General features: G+C 33.5%; 15 protein-coding genes. 9 read left to right on the top strand and 6 right to left on the bottom strand.

Going from position 1 to position 18,517, the window contains the following annotated elements; all coding sequences use genetic code 11:
- The first annotated feature begins 26 nt into the window (after positions 1–26).
- The 7 genes from AC2DGP_RS04635 (at position 27) to AC2DGP_RS04605 (ending at position 7,237) form a co-directional block, all read left to right on the top strand.
- On the top strand, positions 27–1,421 hold the full coding sequence (locus AC2DGP_RS04635; RefSeq protein WP_484491854.1) for an NAD(P)(+) transhydrogenase (Re/Si-specific) subunit beta: 1,395 nt from the start codon (positions 27–29) through the stop codon (positions 1,419–1,421).
- 108 nt (positions 1,422–1,529) lie between these two features.
- Positions 1,530–2,399 (top strand): DUF2167 domain-containing protein, encoded by an 870-nt coding sequence (locus AC2DGP_RS04630; protein ID WP_484491853.1) that lies wholly within the window; start codon positions 1,530–1,532, stop codon positions 2,397–2,399.
- Positions 2,400–2,559: 160 nt separating this feature from the next.
- Complete coding sequence (gene hisS / locus AC2DGP_RS04625) at positions 2,560–3,936, top strand: histidine--tRNA ligase (protein WP_484491852.1); 1,377 nt, start codon at positions 2,560–2,562, stop codon at positions 3,934–3,936.
- A 23-nt stretch (positions 3,937–3,959) separates the two neighbouring features.
- Positions 3,960–4,646, top strand: coding sequence for a GTP cyclohydrolase I FolE (gene folE, locus AC2DGP_RS04620; RefSeq protein WP_484491851.1), 687 nt, complete (start codon positions 3,960–3,962; stop codon positions 4,644–4,646).
- 104 nt (positions 4,647–4,750) lie between these two features.
- Positions 4,751–5,869, top strand: a complete 1,119-nt coding sequence (locus tag AC2DGP_RS04615) for a DEAD/DEAH box helicase (protein ID WP_484491850.1) — start codon at positions 4,751–4,753, stop codon at positions 5,867–5,869.
- 65 nt (positions 5,870–5,934) lie between these two features.
- Entirely contained in the window at positions 5,935–6,984 is a 1,050-nt protein-coding gene (locus tag AC2DGP_RS04610; protein WP_484491849.1) for a flavin monoamine oxidase family protein, read from the top strand.
- Positions 6,971–7,237: a hypothetical protein gene (locus tag AC2DGP_RS04605; protein ID WP_484491848.1), complete on the top strand. Its 267-nt coding sequence runs from the start codon at positions 6,971–6,973 to the stop codon at positions 7,235–7,237. Before AC2DGP_RS04610 ends, AC2DGP_RS04605 begins: the two co-directional genes overlap by 14 nt.
- Positions 7,238–7,259: 22 nt before the next feature.
- Here AC2DGP_RS04605 and AC2DGP_RS04600 read toward each other — a convergent pair whose 3' ends face one another.
- The 3 genes from AC2DGP_RS04600 to gcvT all read right to left on the bottom strand — a co-directional run bounded on the left by AC2DGP_RS04600 (position 7,260) and on the right by gcvT (position 9,572).
- Positions 7,260–7,718, bottom strand: coding sequence for a GyrI-like domain-containing protein (locus AC2DGP_RS04600; RefSeq protein ID WP_484491847.1), 459 nt, complete (start codon positions 7,716–7,718; stop codon positions 7,260–7,262).
- 63 nt (positions 7,719–7,781) lie between these two features.
- Positions 7,782–8,477, bottom strand: coding sequence for a helix-turn-helix transcriptional regulator (locus AC2DGP_RS04595; protein ID WP_484491846.1), 696 nt, complete (start codon positions 8,475–8,477; stop codon positions 7,782–7,784).
- Between the two features lie 12 nt (positions 8,478–8,489).
- Positions 8,490–9,572, bottom strand: a complete 1,083-nt coding sequence (gene gcvT / locus AC2DGP_RS04590) for a glycine cleavage system aminomethyltransferase GcvT (RefSeq protein ID WP_484491845.1) — start codon at positions 9,570–9,572, stop codon at positions 8,490–8,492.
- A 261-nt stretch (positions 9,573–9,833) separates the two neighbouring features.
- Between gcvT and AC2DGP_RS04585 the strand changes: the two genes are divergently transcribed.
- Positions 9,834–11,663 (top strand): sulfatase-like hydrolase/transferase, encoded by a 1,830-nt coding sequence (locus tag AC2DGP_RS04585; RefSeq protein ID WP_484491844.1) that lies wholly within the window; start codon positions 9,834–9,836, stop codon positions 11,661–11,663.
- Positions 11,664–11,731: 68 nt separating this feature from the next.
- On the opposite strand, the gene thrC is transcribed toward AC2DGP_RS04585, so the two are convergent.
- Genes thrC through thrA form a run of 3 tightly spaced genes read right to left on the bottom strand, consistent with a single transcriptional unit; the run spans position 11,732 to position 16,462 of the window.
- The gene (thrC, locus tag AC2DGP_RS04580; protein WP_484491843.1) at positions 11,732–13,030 is read right to left on the bottom strand and encodes a threonine synthase; all 1,299 of its coding nucleotides are present in this window, start codon (positions 13,028–13,030) and stop codon (positions 11,732–11,734) included.
- Positions 13,031–13,068: 38 nt separating this feature from the next.
- Positions 13,069–13,992, bottom strand: a complete 924-nt coding sequence (locus AC2DGP_RS04575) for a homoserine kinase (protein WP_484491842.1) — start codon at positions 13,990–13,992, stop codon at positions 13,069–13,071.
- A 19-nt stretch (positions 13,993–14,011) separates the two neighbouring features.
- Positions 14,012–16,462, bottom strand: coding sequence for a bifunctional aspartate kinase/homoserine dehydrogenase I (thrA, locus tag AC2DGP_RS04570; RefSeq protein WP_484491841.1), 2,451 nt, complete (start codon positions 16,460–16,462; stop codon positions 14,012–14,014).
- 484 nt (positions 16,463–16,946) lie between these two features.
- Here thrA and AC2DGP_RS04565 point away from each other — a divergent pair, with 484 nt between their 5' ends.
- The gene (locus AC2DGP_RS04565) at positions 16,947–18,455 is read left to right on the top strand and encodes a hypothetical protein (RefSeq protein ID WP_484491840.1); all 1,509 of its coding nucleotides are present in this window, start codon (positions 16,947–16,949) and stop codon (positions 18,453–18,455) included.
- Positions 18,456–18,517: the final 62 nt, after the last annotated feature.

Below are 18,517 nucleotides of genomic sequence, written 5' to 3'. Positions count from 1 at the left end.
ATAAAAAGATTTTAAAAATATAAACGATGAGTATTTTATTAAGTATAATCTATCTTATATCAACGGTAACGTTTATCGTTGGTCTTAAAAAATTAGGACATCCAGAGACTGCCAAAAGCGGAAATTTAATAGCGGCCTTAGGAATGGGATTGGCAATTGTTGGAACGATTTTTATCAATGATATTGAAGTGCCAACTATTATTTATGTATTGATTGGCTTGGCAATTGTTCTTGGATCAATCATGGGATGGTTGATTGCTATGAAAGTAGAAATGACAAAAATGCCTGAATTGGTTTCTTTGTTTAATGGTTTTGGTGGTGCAAGTGCTGCATTAATTGGAGTGGTTGAATTTATAGGAAATGACAATGTTGCTGGAACTGAAGCGACAATTGTTTCAACAATATTATCTGCCATTGCAATCGGTGCTATTACCTTTTCAGGAAGTTTGGTTGCGTGGGGAAAGTTAAATGGTTCTTTAAAAAGTGTTGTTAAGATTCCTCAATACAATATCATTAATAATTTAGTGATTATTGGAATTGTTGCTTTTTCTGCTTTTATAGTGGTTACAGGATCAGATAGTCAAATTTTATTGTACGGACTATTAGCTGCTGGATTACTGTATGGAGTTTTGTTTGTATTGCCTATTGGTGGTGCAGATATGCCAGTTGTAATTTCATTATTAAACTCTCTTACAGGTATTGCAGCCGCTATTACAGGTATTCTATATGATAACATGGTAATGTTGGTAGGTGGTATTTTGGTTGGTTCAGCCGGTATTATTTTAACTGTGGCAATGTGTAAGGCTATGAATAGAACATTAGGTTCTGTTATTTTTGGTTCTTTTGGAGCATCTGCAGTCGCTGAAGAAGGAGTGAACAAAACTTTGGGAACTATTAAGAAAACGACTTCTAGTGATACTGCAATTATGATGAATTACGCATCAAATGTAATAATTGTTCCTGGTTATGGTTTGGCAGTAGCACAGGCGCAGCATGTTATTCATGAATTAGAGGAGATTTTAACAAATAAGGGGGTAAACGTTAAGTATGCAATTCATCCCGTGGCAGGTCGTATGCCTGGTCATATGAATGTACTGTTAGCTGAATCTAATGTTGAATATAGTTTACTTGCAGAAATGGATGATATCAATCCTCAGTTTAATAATGCTGATGTTGTATTGGTGGTTGGAGCAAATGACGTTGTGAATCCAGCGGCGCATAATGATCCTTCAAGTCCAATTTACGGAATGCCTATTTTGGATGTTGAAAATGCAAAACATATTGTAGTAAACAAACGTAGTATGAAAGCAGGATATGCTGGAATTGAAAACGAATTGTTCTATAATTCTAAAACTTCTATGTTATTTGGTGATGCTAAAGATGCATTGACAGAATTGGTAGGAGAGTTGAAAGGGATGTAATTTCTTTTTAGAATCGACTAAAAAGCCTAACAGATCAGAATAGATTTGTTAGGCTTTTTTGTTTGTGTCTGCTCAATGAAATTTGTCTATATTCGCCAAAAATTATATATGAGAAAGTTAATTATACTTAGTGTTGTTATTCTAATTTGTCATACCTCAATTCTTGGACAAATTGATAGTCTACAATTGCAATATCAAAAAATAGAAGAATCTTTGAGGTATGAAGAAGGAAAAATTGAATTAGAGTCAGGAAATGCTATTTTAAATACTCCAGTAGGTTTTAGATTTTTAAATAAAGAGCAAGCTAATTATGTTCTTACAGATCTGTGGGGAAACCCTTCGGATGAAACCATAATAGGAATGTTGGTTCCAGAAAACATAGGTGTGCTAGATGCTAATTCTTGGGTTTTTACCGTAAGTTTTGATGAAATGGGGTATGTTAAAGATGAAGATGCAGATGAAATTGATTATGATGATCTTTTGGAGGAACAGCAAGAGGAATTCAAGGAATCAAATCCTGAAAGAATTGAATTGGGATATGAGCCTATCGATTTTATTGGTTGGGCATCAACACCACATTATGATAAAGAAAAGAAAATATTGCACTGGGCTAAGGAGTTAAAATTTGGCGAAAATGAAACCAACACTCTAAATTATAATCTTAGAGTTTTAGGAAGGAAAGGTGTGTTTATGATAAATGCAGTAGCTTCAATTAATCAATTGAGTAGTGTCGAATCAAATATCGACAAAGTTTTGACCAGTGTTGAATTTAAAGAAGGTCATAAATATTCGGATTTTATGCCCGATGTAGATAATGTAGCCGCATGGACTATAGGAGGATTGGTTGCAGGGAAAATTCTTACAAAATTTGGATTATTAGCAGTATTGCTGAAATTTTGGAAATTAATAGCCGTAGCTGTTGCTGGTTTTGGTGGAACTCTATGGAAAAAATTGACAGGAAAAACTGATAAAAAATAAACAAATAATTAATGAAGATTATATAAAACCTCGTTTTGCAAGTTTACAAAACGAGGTTTTTTTATTAGTTCAGATTTCAATAGAAAACAATTGAATTTTCCTAATAATTTTGGTGGTTGACATCTGATTTTTTCGGATATTTGCAGCTTATTTTTTTATCATGGCACAAAAACCAAGTATTCCAAAAGGAACGAGAGATTTTTCTCCAATAGAAGTTGCAAAACGTGACTATATTTTTGGTACTATAAAACAGGTATTTCAAACTTTCGGATTTCAGCCGATAGAGACACCTTCTTTTGAAAACTCATCAACCTTGATGGGGAAATATGGTGAAGAGGGAGATCGTTTAATTTTTAAAATATTGAACTCAGGTGATTATTTGAAAAAAGCGGATGAAAAGCTGTTGTCGGAAAAACAAAGCACCAAGTTAACATCTCAGATATCTGAAAAAGCTTTACGTTATGATTTAACAGTTCCATTTGCAAGATATGTTGTGCAACACCAAAATGAATTAGAGTTGCCTTTTAAAAGGTTTCAAATTCAGCCGGTATGGAGAGCAGATCGACCTCAAAAAGGACGATTTAGAGAATTCTATCAATGTGATGCTGATGTAGTAGGAAGTAAGTCCTTGTGGCAAGAAATTGAATTTATTCAATTATATGATACTGTTTTTAGTAAGTTAGGTTTAGTCGGTACGACTATAAAAATAAACAACAGAAAAATTTTGTCTGGGATTGCTGAAATTATTGGAGCCAAGGATAAATTAATTGATTTTACAGTTGCTTTAGATAAACTTGATAAGATAGGAGCAGAAGGAGTTACGAAAGAAATGTTAGGAAAAGGAATTTCTGAAGAAGCGATTGAAAAAGTGGCACCTTTGTTTTCTTTTAACGGTTCTAGTTCTGAAAAATTGAATCAGTTGGATGAAATGTTGGCAAATTCTGAAGAAGGTTTGCAAGGGGTTAAAGATCTTAGGTTTGTTGTTGATAAAATTGAAGCACTCGGGTTAGAAACTGCATCTTTAGATGTTGATGTAACCTTAGCGCGAGGATTGAATTATTATACAGGGGCCATCTTTGAAGTTGCAGCTCCAGAAGGTGTAAAAATGGGATCCATTGGAGGTGGTGGTCGTTACGATGATCTTACCGGTATTTTTGGATTAAAAAATATGAGTGGTGTTGGGATTTCTTTTGGTTTGGATAGGATATATTTAGTTCTTGAAGAATTAAATTTATTCGCAAAATTTGAAAAACCAAGACCAGAGGTAGTATTTATAAATTTTGGTGATGAAGAAGCTTTTTATGCTACTAAAGCGATTAAGGTTTTGCGTGCAGAAGGAGTAAAAGCAGAATTATATCCAGATGCTGCAAAAATGAAAAAACAAATGAACTATGCTAACAAAAGAGAAATCCCTTTTGTAGTAATAGTGGGTTCAAAGGAAATAGAAGCGAATACATATACATTAAAAAATATGCAAAGCGGAGAACAACAGGAATGTAGTTTAGAAGAATTACTTCAAGTGGTGATTAATTCGTAAATTTGCAACATAATATAAGAACAATGTTTGAAGGTAAAAACGGAATGAGTATTGATAACATAGATGAGATCGGAGAAAATCATATCGCTACTTCAGCAGAGACACCTTTGCGTGATGATGCTTTTGATATGTCAGATTCAGAGAAAATTAGTATTATTCAAGATAAAGTAAAAGATATCCTAACTACTTTAGGGATGGATTTGACTGATGATAGTTTACAAGGAACTCCTAAGAGAGTTGCAAAAGCATTTGTAAATGAATTGTTTTCTGGATTGAATCCTGCTAATAAACCAGAATTGTCAACTTTTGATAACACTTATAAATATGGTGAAATGTTGGTAGAAAAAAACATTGTTGTTTATTCTACATGTGAACATCATTTACTTCCAATTGTAGGAAGAGCACACGTTGCTTATATTTCAAAAGGAAAGGTAATTGGTTTGTCTAAGATGAATAGGATAGTGGAGCACTTTGCTAAAAGGCCTCAAGTTCAAGAAAGGTTAACAATGCAAGTGGTACAAGCTTTACAAGAAGCTTTAGGAACAGATGACGTGGCTTGTGTAATTGATGCCAAACACTTATGTGTAAATTCTAGAGGAATTAAGGATATTGAGAGTAGTACTGTGACTTCTGAATATGGAGGTGCTTTTAAAAAGAAGGAAGTTCGAAGAGAATTGTTAGACTATATAAAATTAGAAACTAACGTCTAGTTTATAAGAATAAAAAAAGCCGCTACAAGCGGCTTTTTTAATATCATTTTTCTAAAATTACAAGTAGAATTAAAACTATCTTTGCATTCTAAAATTATATCATTTTGAGTACATTTTCAGATTTAGGAATTTCTAAGGATTTCCAAAAGGCATTAAAAGAGAATAATATCGTTTCACCTACAGATATTCAGGAGAAATCTATTCCGGTTTTATTGAAACAACAAACTGATTTTATTGGTTTAGCGCAAACAGGAACAGGTAAAACAGCAGCCTTTGGTTTGCCTATTTTACAAAATATTGATCCTAATAAAAATGAGATTCAAGCGTTGATTTTATCTCCAACCAGAGAGTTGGTACAACAGATTAATAAGCAGCTATTTCGTTTTACAAAGTATGCGCCTACTAAAATATTTTCGGAAGAATTATATGGAGGAGTTAAAATAGATGTTCAAATTGAAAAATTAAAAAGACCAACTCACTTTGTAGTGGCTACTCCAGGGAGACTTGTTGATTTAATTGAACGTGGTGCATTAGATTTGACTAAAATTAAAACAATTGTTTTAGATGAGGCTGATGAAATGTTAAGTATGGGATTCAAACAGGATTTGAATAGAATCCTTAATTACACCAACGGAACAAGAAATACTTGGTTGTTTTCAGCAACAATGCCAGAAGAAATTAAAAGAATAATTAACACTTACATGTCGCCGAATGCGATAAAAGTAACTGTTGATGTAGATACTTTAATTAACAAAAATATTACACATCAATATGCTGTAGTTAATGGAAAAGAGAAATATAATGCTTTAGTTTCTTTTTTAGAGCAAAACCCTGATGGAAGAGGAATCGTGTTTTGTAAGACTCGAGCTGGAGTTCAGAATCTTACAGAATATTTGCAAGAAGATGAATTTTCTGTTGGTGGATTAGAAGGAGAAATGGGGCAGCGTGATCGAGATAAGGTAATGCGTGCATTTAAAAATGGAACACGTCAAATATTAATTGCAACCGATGTGGCTGCTCGTGGAATTGACGTTAAAGATTTAGCGTTTGTGATTCATTATCAGTTGCCAGAACAGCTAGAGTATTATACACATAGAAGTGGTAGAACTGCAAGAGCTGGTAAAAAAGGAATTTCTTTAGCTCTAGTGACAGCAACGGAATTAGGACGTTTAAGAGAAATTGAAAATGACCTAGAAATTAGAGCAAAACAAGTTAGTATCTAACTTTTATATCGACGATAATAAAAGCCTGTTTAATTTTTAAACAGGCTTTTTGTATATTAGAACAAATGGAGAAAGAATATAAATATTTAATAATTGGTGCCGGTTTATCTGGTCTGGTTACAGCCTATAAACTCAGGCAAAGTGGTGAAGAAAATTTTGTGATTCTAGAGTCTAGATCAAGAGTAGGTGGAAGGGTGTTTACTAAAGATTCTGTTGATTTTGGAGCTACTTGGTTACAAAATTATCATACTAATTTATTAAGTCTGTTGGAAGAATTAAATATTCAAGTGTTCGATCAGTTTTCAAATGGGAAAAGTGTGCTGGTTTATAGTTCTATGTCTCCTGCTCATTATTTTGAAATGGATGCCTCTCAGCCTTCTTCTAAACGAATTATCGGGGGGACTCAGAGACTTATAGATGCTTTGTATCAGAAGGTAGAAGATAAGGTACTTTTGAATGTTAAAGTGCAAGAAATTAAAAACCGTGATAGTAGGTTGCTTGTAAATACTGAGAATACAGATTTCTCTGCGGAAAAAGTTGTTTCAACATTACCACCATTGTTAGCTTCTGAAATAGTGTATCAACCTAATTTACCAGATGGTCTGAAAAAAGTTATGGAACAAACGCATACATGGATGAGTAATGCGATTAAAGTTGGAATACATTTTAAATCTCCCTTTTGGAAAGAAATGGGGTTCTCCGGAACTGTTATAGGACAGGCTAGCCCGGTGGTTGAGTTATATGATCATACAAATTATACAGAAGATGTATATATATTGAAGGGCTTTGTAAACGAGAGCTTGCGTGAACTATCGTCAGATACTAGAAGAGATAGAATACTTAATTTTTTAGAAAAATATCTTGGGGAGGAAGTACATAACTACCTAAGTTATGAAGAAAAGGATTGGTCTAAAGATGTGTATACTTCTGGTGATAGTTTAAAATCCTACTATCTAAGTCCTCAGTATGGAAATCCTATTTTTAAGGAATTGTATTTTGATTCTAAACTGTTGTTTTCTGGCACTGAGACCTCAGAGAGCTATGGAGGTTATTTGGAAGGAGCTGTCATAAGTGGCATCAATGCATTTAAATTGATATCTGATGAAACTAAGTAAATCGAGTAAGTTGCTTATTGGAATTCTTTGCGATATAATTGGAATGGGATCATATTTGTTACCTGGTGCAGGTGAGTTTTTTGATGTAGTTTGGGCTCCATTATCACTCTATATAATGATCAAAATGTATAAAGGAACCGAAGGAAAAGTGGCAGGTGTGGTTTCTTTTATTGAAGAAGCTTTGCCGATAGATTTTGTTCCAACTTTTACTTTAATGTGGATATATACTTACAAAATTAAAAAAGGACAGTAATTTTTTTACTGTCCTCATTTATTTATTGTACTGCTATATAGATACTAGCTTCGCCGTTTGTAGGATTCATTGCTTTTTCATCATAAACCTCTAAGTCTGTTGTATAGGTTCTGTTTAGATTTGTATTCCAAATTTCTCTCCATGTATTAATTACAGCATCTTTGGTTAAATCTCCTTTTGCTGTGAATTTCTTATAATGTGCCTTTGGAATTATTTTTACAGTCAGGTCTTCTGGTACTTTGTCTAGATTTGAAACTTCATGACCTAGAATTACTGTATAGTTTCCATTATGATCAGATTCATAATCTGTGTATAAAGCATAAATGGTTTCATCTTTTTTATGCGGTAATGTTTTTAATGATTGAGTTTGCATAAATTCATGCCATAGTTTTGGAATTTGAATTTCTGCTTTTCCAGCATGGTTAGAAGTTCTTGTTTCAATACCAACAATGGTTAGTGCATTTTTTTCTACTGTATTCATAGATGTTAAATTTTTAATTCGAATCAAAAATACACGTCATGAATGACACAGGTGTGTCAGGGGTTATTGCTTTGAGTAAAAATTTTTATAAAATTCTTCTAAAGTCATATTATGTGAATCAAAATGAATTGAAGTTCGTTTTATGTTTTCGATATGATCTACTCTAAACATTCTAAATTCTTGTCTTAATCGACAATAAGCAATCAAGAGCCAGTTTTCTTGGGTACTATATAGGGCGAAAGGTTCTACTTCTCGATTGGTGGTTTTTGACTGTAAGGAGAGATAATTTATTTCTAACAGTTCAAAATTTGTTATTGCCGTTTGTAACAGCATCAGATAATTACTTGTTTTCTGTTGCTGATAGTTTGCATTAAAATAAACTCTGTCAGAAAGTAAAGCCGTTTTCTCTTTTTGTTGAGATTTAAGTGTTGCCTTTATTTTTAGAATCGCCTCACTATAGTGGTTTGCAAAAGAAGAATCTTTATTTTTTAGAATTAACTGTTCTGCGGTAATCAAGGCATTTGCTTCTTCTTCAGTAAACATCACCGGAGGTAATTTGTATCCTTCCATCAAAGAATAGCCTTTTCCTTCTTCAGTAAAAACAGGAATACCTGAGCTTTCTAAAGTTCGTATATCCCTGTAAATGGTGCGAATACTAACCTGATGCTTTTCAGCTAAAGTTTTTGCAGTTGTTATTTTTCGAGTTTGTAGCTCAGTAATTATGGAAGTAAGTCGTGATATTCTAGGTTTCTCTTCCATTTATTTAGGGTATTATTTTTTGTAAAATGGAAGCTTAACTACCTGAGCTTTTAGTTGTTTTTTACGAACTTGGATAAATATTTCACTTCCCACAGTTGAAAACTCAGAGCTTACATAACCCATTCCAATTCCTTTTTTTACCGTTGGTCCCATCGTTCCAGAGGTTACAACTCCAATAGTATTCCCGTTTGTGTCTACAATTTCATAATCCTTTCTTGGAACACCTCGATCTATTAATTCAAACCCTACCAGTTTTTTTGAAACTCCAGCGTCCTTTTGAGATTTTAGAAATTCACTATTGGTAAACTCTTTATTAAATTTTGTGATCCAACCCAACCCAGCTTCAAGTGGAGAGGTTGTGTCATTGATATCGTTTCCGTATAAGCAATACCCCATTTCCAAACGAAGGGTATCTCTTGCGGCCAATCCTACAGGTTTGATGTCAAAGTCGGCACCAGCTTCAAAAACTTTGTTCCAAATTTGCTCCACTTCTGAGTTTTTACAATAAATTTCAAAACCTCCAGAACCTGTATATCCTGTTGCAGATATGATAACATGTTCAATTCCTGCAAAATCTCCAACTTTAAAGGTGTAAAATTTAATATCAGCTAAAGAAACAGAAGTCAAACTTTGCATTGCCTCTACTGATTTAGGTCCTTGAATAGCTAATAAAGAATAGGCATCTGATAAATTACGCATGCTAACATTGGCCGTGTTTTTACTACTGATCCAGTTCCAGTCTTTTTCAATATTAGAAGCATTGACAACCAGTAAATAAGTGTCTTCTTTTATTCGATAGATTAAAAGATCGTCAATAATCCCACCTTTCTCATTTGGTAAACAGCTGTATTGTGCATCTCCAATTTTAAGAGTACTAGCATCATTTGTGCTAACCTTTTGAATCAGCTCTAAAGCACCGTTTCCTTCAATCAAAAATTCCCCCATATGAGAGACATCAAAAACACCAACACTTTCTCTTACAGCACAGTGTTCAGCGTTTACACCTTCATATTGTATTGGCATATTGTATCCAGCAAAAGGTAAAATTTTTGCGCCTAAAGATTCATGTATATGATTTAACTGTATGTTTTTCATGAGTTGGGATTTAATATCAATTATGAGTGCAAATTAAAGAAAATTTAATGCAAGTTGAGAAGCAATTGAAAGAAATCCTTTCATAATATGACAAGATTTAAGTTTATAGATTGTTATACAATTGAAGAATTAGAGTTTTTTGTTCTTGATATAAACTTATACGTCTAGATATTATCTGAACATATTTAGAATTGCTGTTTTCTGTAATTCTTTCTGAAATTGTATTTCTGTACATTTATCATAAATTATAAAAAGTGAATTATGAATATTAAATTTTATACCGGTTGTTTGCTTGTCTTTTTAAGCCTTAAAGGTTGGACTCAATCTCAGCCAAATATTTTATGGATTGTTACTGATGATCATAGAGCAGATGCTTTGTCATGTTTTAACAAGGCAACTACAGGGCAATCTGAAAGTGCTTTGGGCTATGTTTCGTCTCCAAATATTGATCAACTAGCAGATGAAGGAGTGTTATTTGTAAATGCCTATTGCAATTCCCCAGCTTGTGGTCCGTCAAGAGGGGCCATGGTAAGCGGAAGGTATCCATTTAGATCTGGTCATTACTCCTTTAACCCAACACATCAGGCGCCTGATTTTATCAAACCAACTTTTCCACAGCAGCTTCAAAAGAAGGGTTATAAAACCGCCTTATTCGGTAAGGATGGATGTTATATTTTTCAATGGGGACCAGGTCAAGGGTTTAAAGATGCACAACATTATAATTCAAAAGTTAGCTTTAAGCACGATATACAAAAGCATGATCTTGGTGATTTTTGGAACCAACCTCGATATGTTAAGAATACATGGAAAAATTTAGGAACTGAGGAACGGGTTAGATATGCTGATGGAACGATTAAAACCTATCTAATTAAAACAAAGAATGGTGAGATTTCTGAAGAGGATAAAGAATTAAAAAAGAAAGTAGATCAAGAATTTGAAATTCTTAGAGCCTATAAAAGATATAATAAAGATCTTATTATTGGAGGAGAAAACCCGTTGCCAGCTGGTGAAACGATTGATGCTAAAATAGTGGAAGAGTTTAAAAGGTTTTTAAAAAATAAAAATGGATCCTATAAAACTACCTGGGGAGCGCCAAGAAAAGGAGCCGAATCAGAAACTCCATTAATGGTTAATTTAGGGTTTCATTTACCACATACACCAGTATTACCTCCTAAGACTTTTAGGGATGATTTTAAAAATAGAGCTTATAAAATTCCTGAGTTTGATGTAAGAGATATGAAAACTTATACCCCGCAGATGCAAAGACTTTATAGGAATTTGAATATGCACGAAATGTCGGAGAAAGATAAAATTCAAGCGATTCAAGATTATTATGCATTTTGTGCCTATGGCGATTCGCTAATAGGGGATGCAGTAGCTACTTTTAAAGAGTATTGTAAAGAGAATAATCAAGAGTATTTAATTTTATTCACCGTTGGGGATCATGGATGGCATTTAGGAGAACAAGGAATTGAAGCTAAATTTGGTCCATGGGAAAAATCTACGAAAGGAGCAATGATTATGGTTTCTTCGGATAAGACTAAAGTACCTAGTGGGCTTGTTAAAAATCAGTTGATAGAATATGTTGACATTGCGCCTACGATTTTAGAGGTGTCGGGAGAGAATATTAAGGATGAAAAGTTTGATTATTTAGATGGATCGAGTTTATTTACTTTTTTAGAGAACGACAAAGAAGTAAGAGAGTATGTGTTGGGTGAGATAAATTTAGTGGCTGGTCCAAGAGCCTATATAAGATCAAAAGATTTTGCTTTTTCGATGCGAACAAGGCCTCAAAGAAAATTATCGCCAAACCAAAATGTCAAATGGGCACTAGAATGTTCAACAAAAGAAGCAGAATTAGCACTGTATGATTTGCGAAAGGATCCGCATGAACGAAATAATGTGGCAACTGCTAAGGAATATAAAAAACTAGTAGCCTGGTTTAGAAATAAACTTGGAAATATTGTTCTTGGTGATGGTCGTATTGAATGCGATTGGTCACAAGAGAATAGTTATGATCTAAGTAATTTTGCAAAAGGAAGCGATGATAAAAAGTTAAAAATACCGAAAAAGATGATACCAAAATTATAGAGTGAGCTCAAAAATAAACTCGAATGTAAATTATTACATTCGAGTTTTTTGTATTTGAAAAAATCTTTTTAAGCTTTTAAAAATGACTTTAATTCATTGTATTCTTTGATTTGCGTAGCTTCTTTTTTTAGATCAATTACCGCTTTTATTTGCGAAGGAATTTCAATGTTTTCAGCAACGCCAGGATAAAGAACATCTAAAAATTTAACAGGATGTGCAGTTTCAAGGAAAATACCTTGAACATCGTTGGTTGTTTTTAGGTAATTTTTTAAAGCTAAATATCCAATTGCTCCATGCGGTTCAGCAACATAATTACAACTTTTAAGTAGGTGTCCTAAAGCAGCAGTAGTTTCTTCATCTGTGTAACTAAAACCAGATAGATTTTTTCTCAATGCTTCTAGGTTGTTATTATGAATTTCTTCAATTCTAATAAAGTTACTAGGTGCTCCAACATCCATAGCATTTGAAATAGTTTGAATCGAAGGTTTAGGCTCGTATTTACCAGTTTCTAAATAAGTAGGTACTACCTTGTTGGCATTGGTTCCTGTAACAAAATGTTCAATAGGTAAACCTAATTTTTGAGCCATCATTCCAGCGCATATATTTCCATAGTTTCCACTAGGAACAGAAAAAACTAATTTTTTAGATTTATCTTTTAATTGTTTATAAGCAAAAAAGAAGTAAAACATTTGTGGCAACCATCTTGCAATATTGATTGAGTTTGCAGATGTTAGTTTCATATAATTAGTTAGATCAGAATCTAAAAAAGCCTTTTTAACCATCGCTTGACAGTCATCAAAAGTACCTGTAACTTCAAGAGCTTTGATATTTTGACCCAATGTAGTTAATTGCTTTTCTTGAATGTCAGAAACCTTTCCACTTGGATATAAAATAACAACATCTACACCTTTAACTCCAAGAAAGCCGCTAGCCACAGCACCACCGGTATCTCCAGAAGTAGCCACTAAAACTGTAACATCCTCTTGTTTTTTTGCTTGCGTATTGAAGTACCCTAAACAACGAGCCATAAAACGTGCTCCCACATCTTTAAATGCCATGGTAGGACCGTGGTATAACTCTAATGAAGAGATATTTTTATCAACGGGAACCACAGGAAAATCAAAACATAAAGTTTCTTCGATAATTCTTTTTAGTTCATTTTCTGGAATTTCATCCCCCACAAATTGTTTGATTGCTTCATAAGCAATTTCATTATTGCTATAATTCTCAATATTTTCGATAAATTCTTTAGAAAGGGGAGTAATGCTTTCAGGAAAGTACAAACCTTTGTCTGGAGCCAACCCTTTGACTACAGCTTCCTCAAAAGAAGTATTCGGTGCTTTTTTATTTAAACTAAAATAGTTCATGTTGTGTTAATTTCGGTGAACTTCGTTAAAAGTGAAGTTTATTTAATTATTTTTATTCCTTCTGTGTTGATTTTTGAAATATGAACATCATAGTCAATACCAACATTTTCGTATACGTTTTTCATAGCTTCTGCTACTTTTTCAGCGGTTTGTTTACCTTGGCTAAGTGCATAAATAGAAGGTCCAGAGCCTGAGATACCTGCTCCCAAAGCACCAGCTTTAATACTATCTTCTTTCACTGCGTCAAATGCAGGTATTAAAATAGATCGAATAGGCTCAACAATGTGATCTTGCAGAGAGCGACCAATAAGTCCGTAATCTTCTGTGTATAAGCCGCTAATAAGTGCACCCACATTTCCCCATTGTTTGATAGCTGTTTTTAAAGGAACGGATCCTCTTAGTATTTCACGAGCATCTGAAGTTTTAACTTCAATTTGAGGATGAATTACAGTTGCATATAATTCTGATGGTGTATGTATCTTTAAAACTTCTAAAGGTTCTGTACTTTTTACAAGTGTAAAACCACCCAATAGGGCAGGAGCCACATTGTCTGCATGGGCAACACCACTAGCCAAACGTTCCCCTTGCATAGCAAACTCAATCAAATCGTGGTTAGAGAATGGTTTTCCTAATAACGCATTTATTCCAAATACTGCACCAGCGCTACTCGCTGCACTTGATCCAATTCCACTACCTGGTTTGATATTCTTGTAAATTTCTATTTCAAAACCAAATTCAGTATCAACTTTTGATAAAAGGGCTAATGCGGCAACACCGGCTACATTTTTATGAGTTGTTAAAGGTAAATCTTGTCCAACAATTTTAGTGATTGTAACTCCTTTCTTGGCAACCTTTCTAATGATCATTTCATCACCAACGTTGTCTAAAGCAAGTCCTAATACATCAAAACCACAAGATACATTGGCAATAGTAGCAGTACAGAATAGTTTTATTTCTTCCATGTCAATTATTATACGTTTGTTATCCTCTACCAATTCTAATAATATCAGCAAAAATTCCAGATGCCGTAACATCTGCACCAGCACCAGCACCTTTAACGATCAGTGGGTACTCTGGGTATCTTTCTGTAAAGAAAAGTACAATATTATCACTTCCTTGAAGATTAGAGAAAGGATGCTTACTATCAACTTCTTGAAGGGATACATTTGCTTTTCCATCAACAAATTCAGCAACGTACTTTAATTCTGCGTTATTTGCAGCTGCTTTTTCTTTGATTGCCTCGAAGTGTGCCTTTTCTGAAATCAAAGTTTTCTTAAAGTCTTCAATAGAATCCGCTTCTAAACTTGCCTTAGGAAGGAAAGAAATATTTTCAATATCTTCTAAGTTCATCTTTGTACCACTTTCTCTGGCTAAGATTAAAATTTTACGAGCAACATCTACACCGCTTAGGTCAATTCTTGGATCAGGTTCTGTAAAACCAAGTGCACCTGCTTCATCAACAATTTTGGCAAAATCTCCATCTCCAACAAACGAATTAAAAATGAAGTTAAGAGAACCAGAGGCTACAGCTTGAATTTTATGAATTCTATCACCAGATAAAACTAGATTATTAAGTGTATTAATGATAGGTAACCCAGCACCAACATTTGTTTCAAACAAGTAAGGCGCATTGTATTCCTGTGATAAAGATTTTAATTCAGCATAAATTTCGTAATCAGAAGAAGCTGCAATTTTATTACAAGTAACAACGGCAATACTTTCTTTTAGATAACCAGCATATAATTGAGCGATATCATAATTAGCAGTATTGTCAACGAATATACTATTCGCTAAATTTAAATCTATCACATTGGCATGAAATTGATTTAAATCTAGGGCTTCACCGTTCTCTAAAAGATCATTTTTCCAATCAGAAAGATCAATACCTTCTTCTTTAAAAAGCATTTTTTTAGAGTTAGACAAAGCAATTACATTTACTTTTAACTGTAGTTTTTCAAGTAAATATTGCTCTTGAGCTTCAATTTGCTCAATTAATTTACCACCAACATTACCTACTCCTACAACAAATAAGTTTAGGTTTTTTACTTGGTTTTCAAAAAACTCATTATGTAAAGAGTTTAATGCTTTTTTTATGTTTTTGCTTGCAATCACTGTTGATATATTCTTTTCAGAAGCACCTTGTGCTATCGCTCTAATATTAACATTATTTTTTCCTAGAGTACTGAACATAGTACCGCTAATTCCTTGGTGATTTTTCATGTTATCTCCTACTAAGGCAACAATCGCTAAACCACTCTCTACTTGAAGAGGCTCTACTTTTCCTAATGCAATTTCGTAAGCAAAAGCTTCGTCAATGATTTGTTTCGCTTTCGAAGCATCTGAATCATTGATACCAATACAAATTGAATGTTCTGAAGAGGCTTGTGTGATTAGTGTTACATTTATTTTCTCTTGTGATAAAGTTTCAAATAAACGCTTAGAAAAACCAGGTATTCCAATCATTCCATTTCCTTCAAGGGTGATTAAGCTTACACCGTTGATATGGCTAATTCCCTTAATCAAGGTTTTACTTTCATTGTTGTTTTTTGAAATATAAGTTCCTGGAGCTTCTGCATCAAAGGTATTTTTAATCACCATTGGAATTTCTTTTTTAAGCACAGGTTGTACCGTAGGAGGGTACAAAACTTTTGCTCCAAAATGAGATAATTCCATAGCTTCTTGATACGAAATAGCAGCAATTGGGTAAGCTCCTTTTACTAGTTTAGGGTTAGCTGTGTACATTCCGCTAACATCTGTCCATATTTCTAAAATGGAAGCATCTAGAGCAGAAGCAATAATTGCAGCAGTATAATCAGATCCTCCACGTCCTAAAGTTGTTGTTTCTCCTTCTTTGTTTGCAGCAACAAATCCAGGCATCACGATAATTTGAGAATTATTTTCTTTAAAAAATGAAACGATGTTTTTAGAAGTAGTATCAATATCCACCGAAGCTTGGGTAAAGTTATCGTCTGTAAGAATTAATTCTCTACTATCTTTGATATCTACATTTTCTACTTTTGCTTTTAATGCATTTACTACAATAAAAGAAGAAAGTCTTTCACCAAAACTTACAATTTTATCATGGGTTTTGTCAGAAAATTCTTTCAACAAAGAAATTCCTTCCAAAGTGCTTTGTAATTCATTTAAGATTTTTTTCAAACCTCCAAGAACACCAGATTGTTTGTCGATAGGAATCAACGAACGTACTGCTTCAATATGTCTTTTTTCAATAGCTTCAAAGCTTGCCGTGAAGGAACTATCTCCGTTCTTCGCAAGGTCTCCAGCTTCAAGTAAGGTGTCTGTGGTACCTCCAAGGGCAGATACAACTACCACTAATTTTTCTTGTTGAGAACTTTCATTAAGAATATTGATTACCTTCGATATGTTTTCTGCATTTGCTACCGAAGTTCCTCCGAATTTTAAAACTTTCATTTTTTATTTTTTATAACTCTCATTTAAAAGAGAGTATTTGTATTTTCTTTGTGTTTTTTACCCGTGCTATAAGTTAAGTCTAACTTTTTAGACATAGGATTTTTTTGATATGTATAATGGATTAACCCCAAAGGGTAGTAGTATTTCCAGTAGTGAACATAGAAATATTTCCTAAAGAATTAGGAATGTATGTAGTATATGTATTTTTCTTTGAAAAAATCATGCTGCAAATATACAGAAATCTATTAAAAAGGCGCTTTGAATAGTGAAAAAAAAAATCTCCTAGTTTTTGAAGAAAATCAGTGGTTTTATAGGGAAGGTTTTGAGTTTATGAAAATGCCTATTCGGATCTTTATTTTATGCAATTATTGTTTTTGTGCTCAGAATTTATACGGTTATGCTAGGATATATTACAACAACGACTTAGGGCAAATTAAAGATGGAAGAAAAAATATCTTTGGATTCTACATATATTAAATTTATTATGAAAAAGAACAGATTAACAAACAATTTAAATTTATTCATGGTTGCGATATTTCTAAGTATTGTTGCCTGTAACAAAAAGGAAAAGCAGAAAATTTATAACGAAGTAAAAACAGAGCTAAGTTGTATTGCTGAGCCGAGCTGGTTTCCTCACAAGAATACCCCGGCTCCAAAAGAGGGAAAAGATAGTCCGTTTGCAAATGGTAAAACGGTAACGAATTTAGATTTTTACAAATGGTCTTGGCAAAAATTTTTATGGTTGACTAAACCTATAGAAGTTACTAGAAAGATTAATTTGATGGATGGGGCTAAACCGAAACCGTTATATGTTGTAGATACATTACCTCTATTTTTAGTAGAAGATAGAATTATCGCAATTGATGATGCTATGGGAGAAATAAAAACTAGAGCAGGGGCTAATCTACATTTGATTTACAATCAGCAAGCATGCTCCAATGAAGTTTTGAAAAGTAATCCAAATTATAATTTAGATAATACCTCTTTCGAAGTTTTATATTCTTTACATACAAGTCCGATCATGATGGATGCTGCTCATAAGTATATTAATGAAATGGATAAAGGCAAGTTGGACTCTGTTGTAAATTACAAAGGGTTTCCAGTAGGATCGTTAGAGTTAAAGGTTTCTTGGATTGAAGTTGCTGCGCTTCCAAAACAGGAGGTTGCTGATTATTACGTAACTGCTGGTGCTATAAGTAGAGATGGAGGTAAGACTTTTACTGTGAAAAATGTAGCAATGTTAGGAATGCACGTTGTTGGAGTTGTTGAGAATCACCCAGAGTTTGTTTGGGCAACATTCCAGCACAAAGGAATGACAGTTGCCTATGATTTTCCAAAAAATAAAGCGACTTCAGCGGATGAAAAATTGTTGTTCAAAAAAGGAAGTACAACCGGAATTGATGGGATTTTGTTTCCGCAAAACAAAAGGAAACCAACACCTTATGAGGCTTATGAGCTATTTGCCTACGGAGTTCCTTTAAATAAAGATGGTTCTTTTATGAAGACATCGCAAAGCGAGCCTAGCAATTTAAATAATATCAAAGATATTAATAGATGTGTTGCTGACAACTTAAATGATGTTTTCAAAAATTATTTCTGTAATGGTGCTGTATGGTTAGATACGGAGGATTATAAAACTGCAGAGGATCAAGGAAGAATGATCGTTGGCTTAGGCAATAACATTGACTCAGCAGAGCCCAAAGGGAAGGATGAATTAGGACTTTTAAGAGGTTCTACGAATTGTGCAAATGCTACAATGGAGACTTTTACACAGACTTTTGAACCGAGTTTAGATTCAGTAAAGGTAAGTTCTTTGGCAAATTGTTTTTCTTGTCATACGGCTCCAAGTTTTAAAAACAGCAGTATAAAATCACCTTTGTATTTGAGTCATATTTTTGATGCTGCCGTGCAAAGAAGTAATGGTAGTACTGACAAACAAATTGAGTTGATGAAAAATAAACAGGTATTAATGCATTTTATCGAGCATAACTAAGTTAGTTTTAACAATAAAAAAGGCGCTATAATTATAGCGCCTTTTTTTGTGAATTATACTTT

It is taken from the genome of Flavicella sp. IMCC45537 (assembly GCF_057197705.1).
Note: the sequence above shows the minus strand (reverse complement) of the source record. Positions and strands in the feature narration are given on the sequence as shown.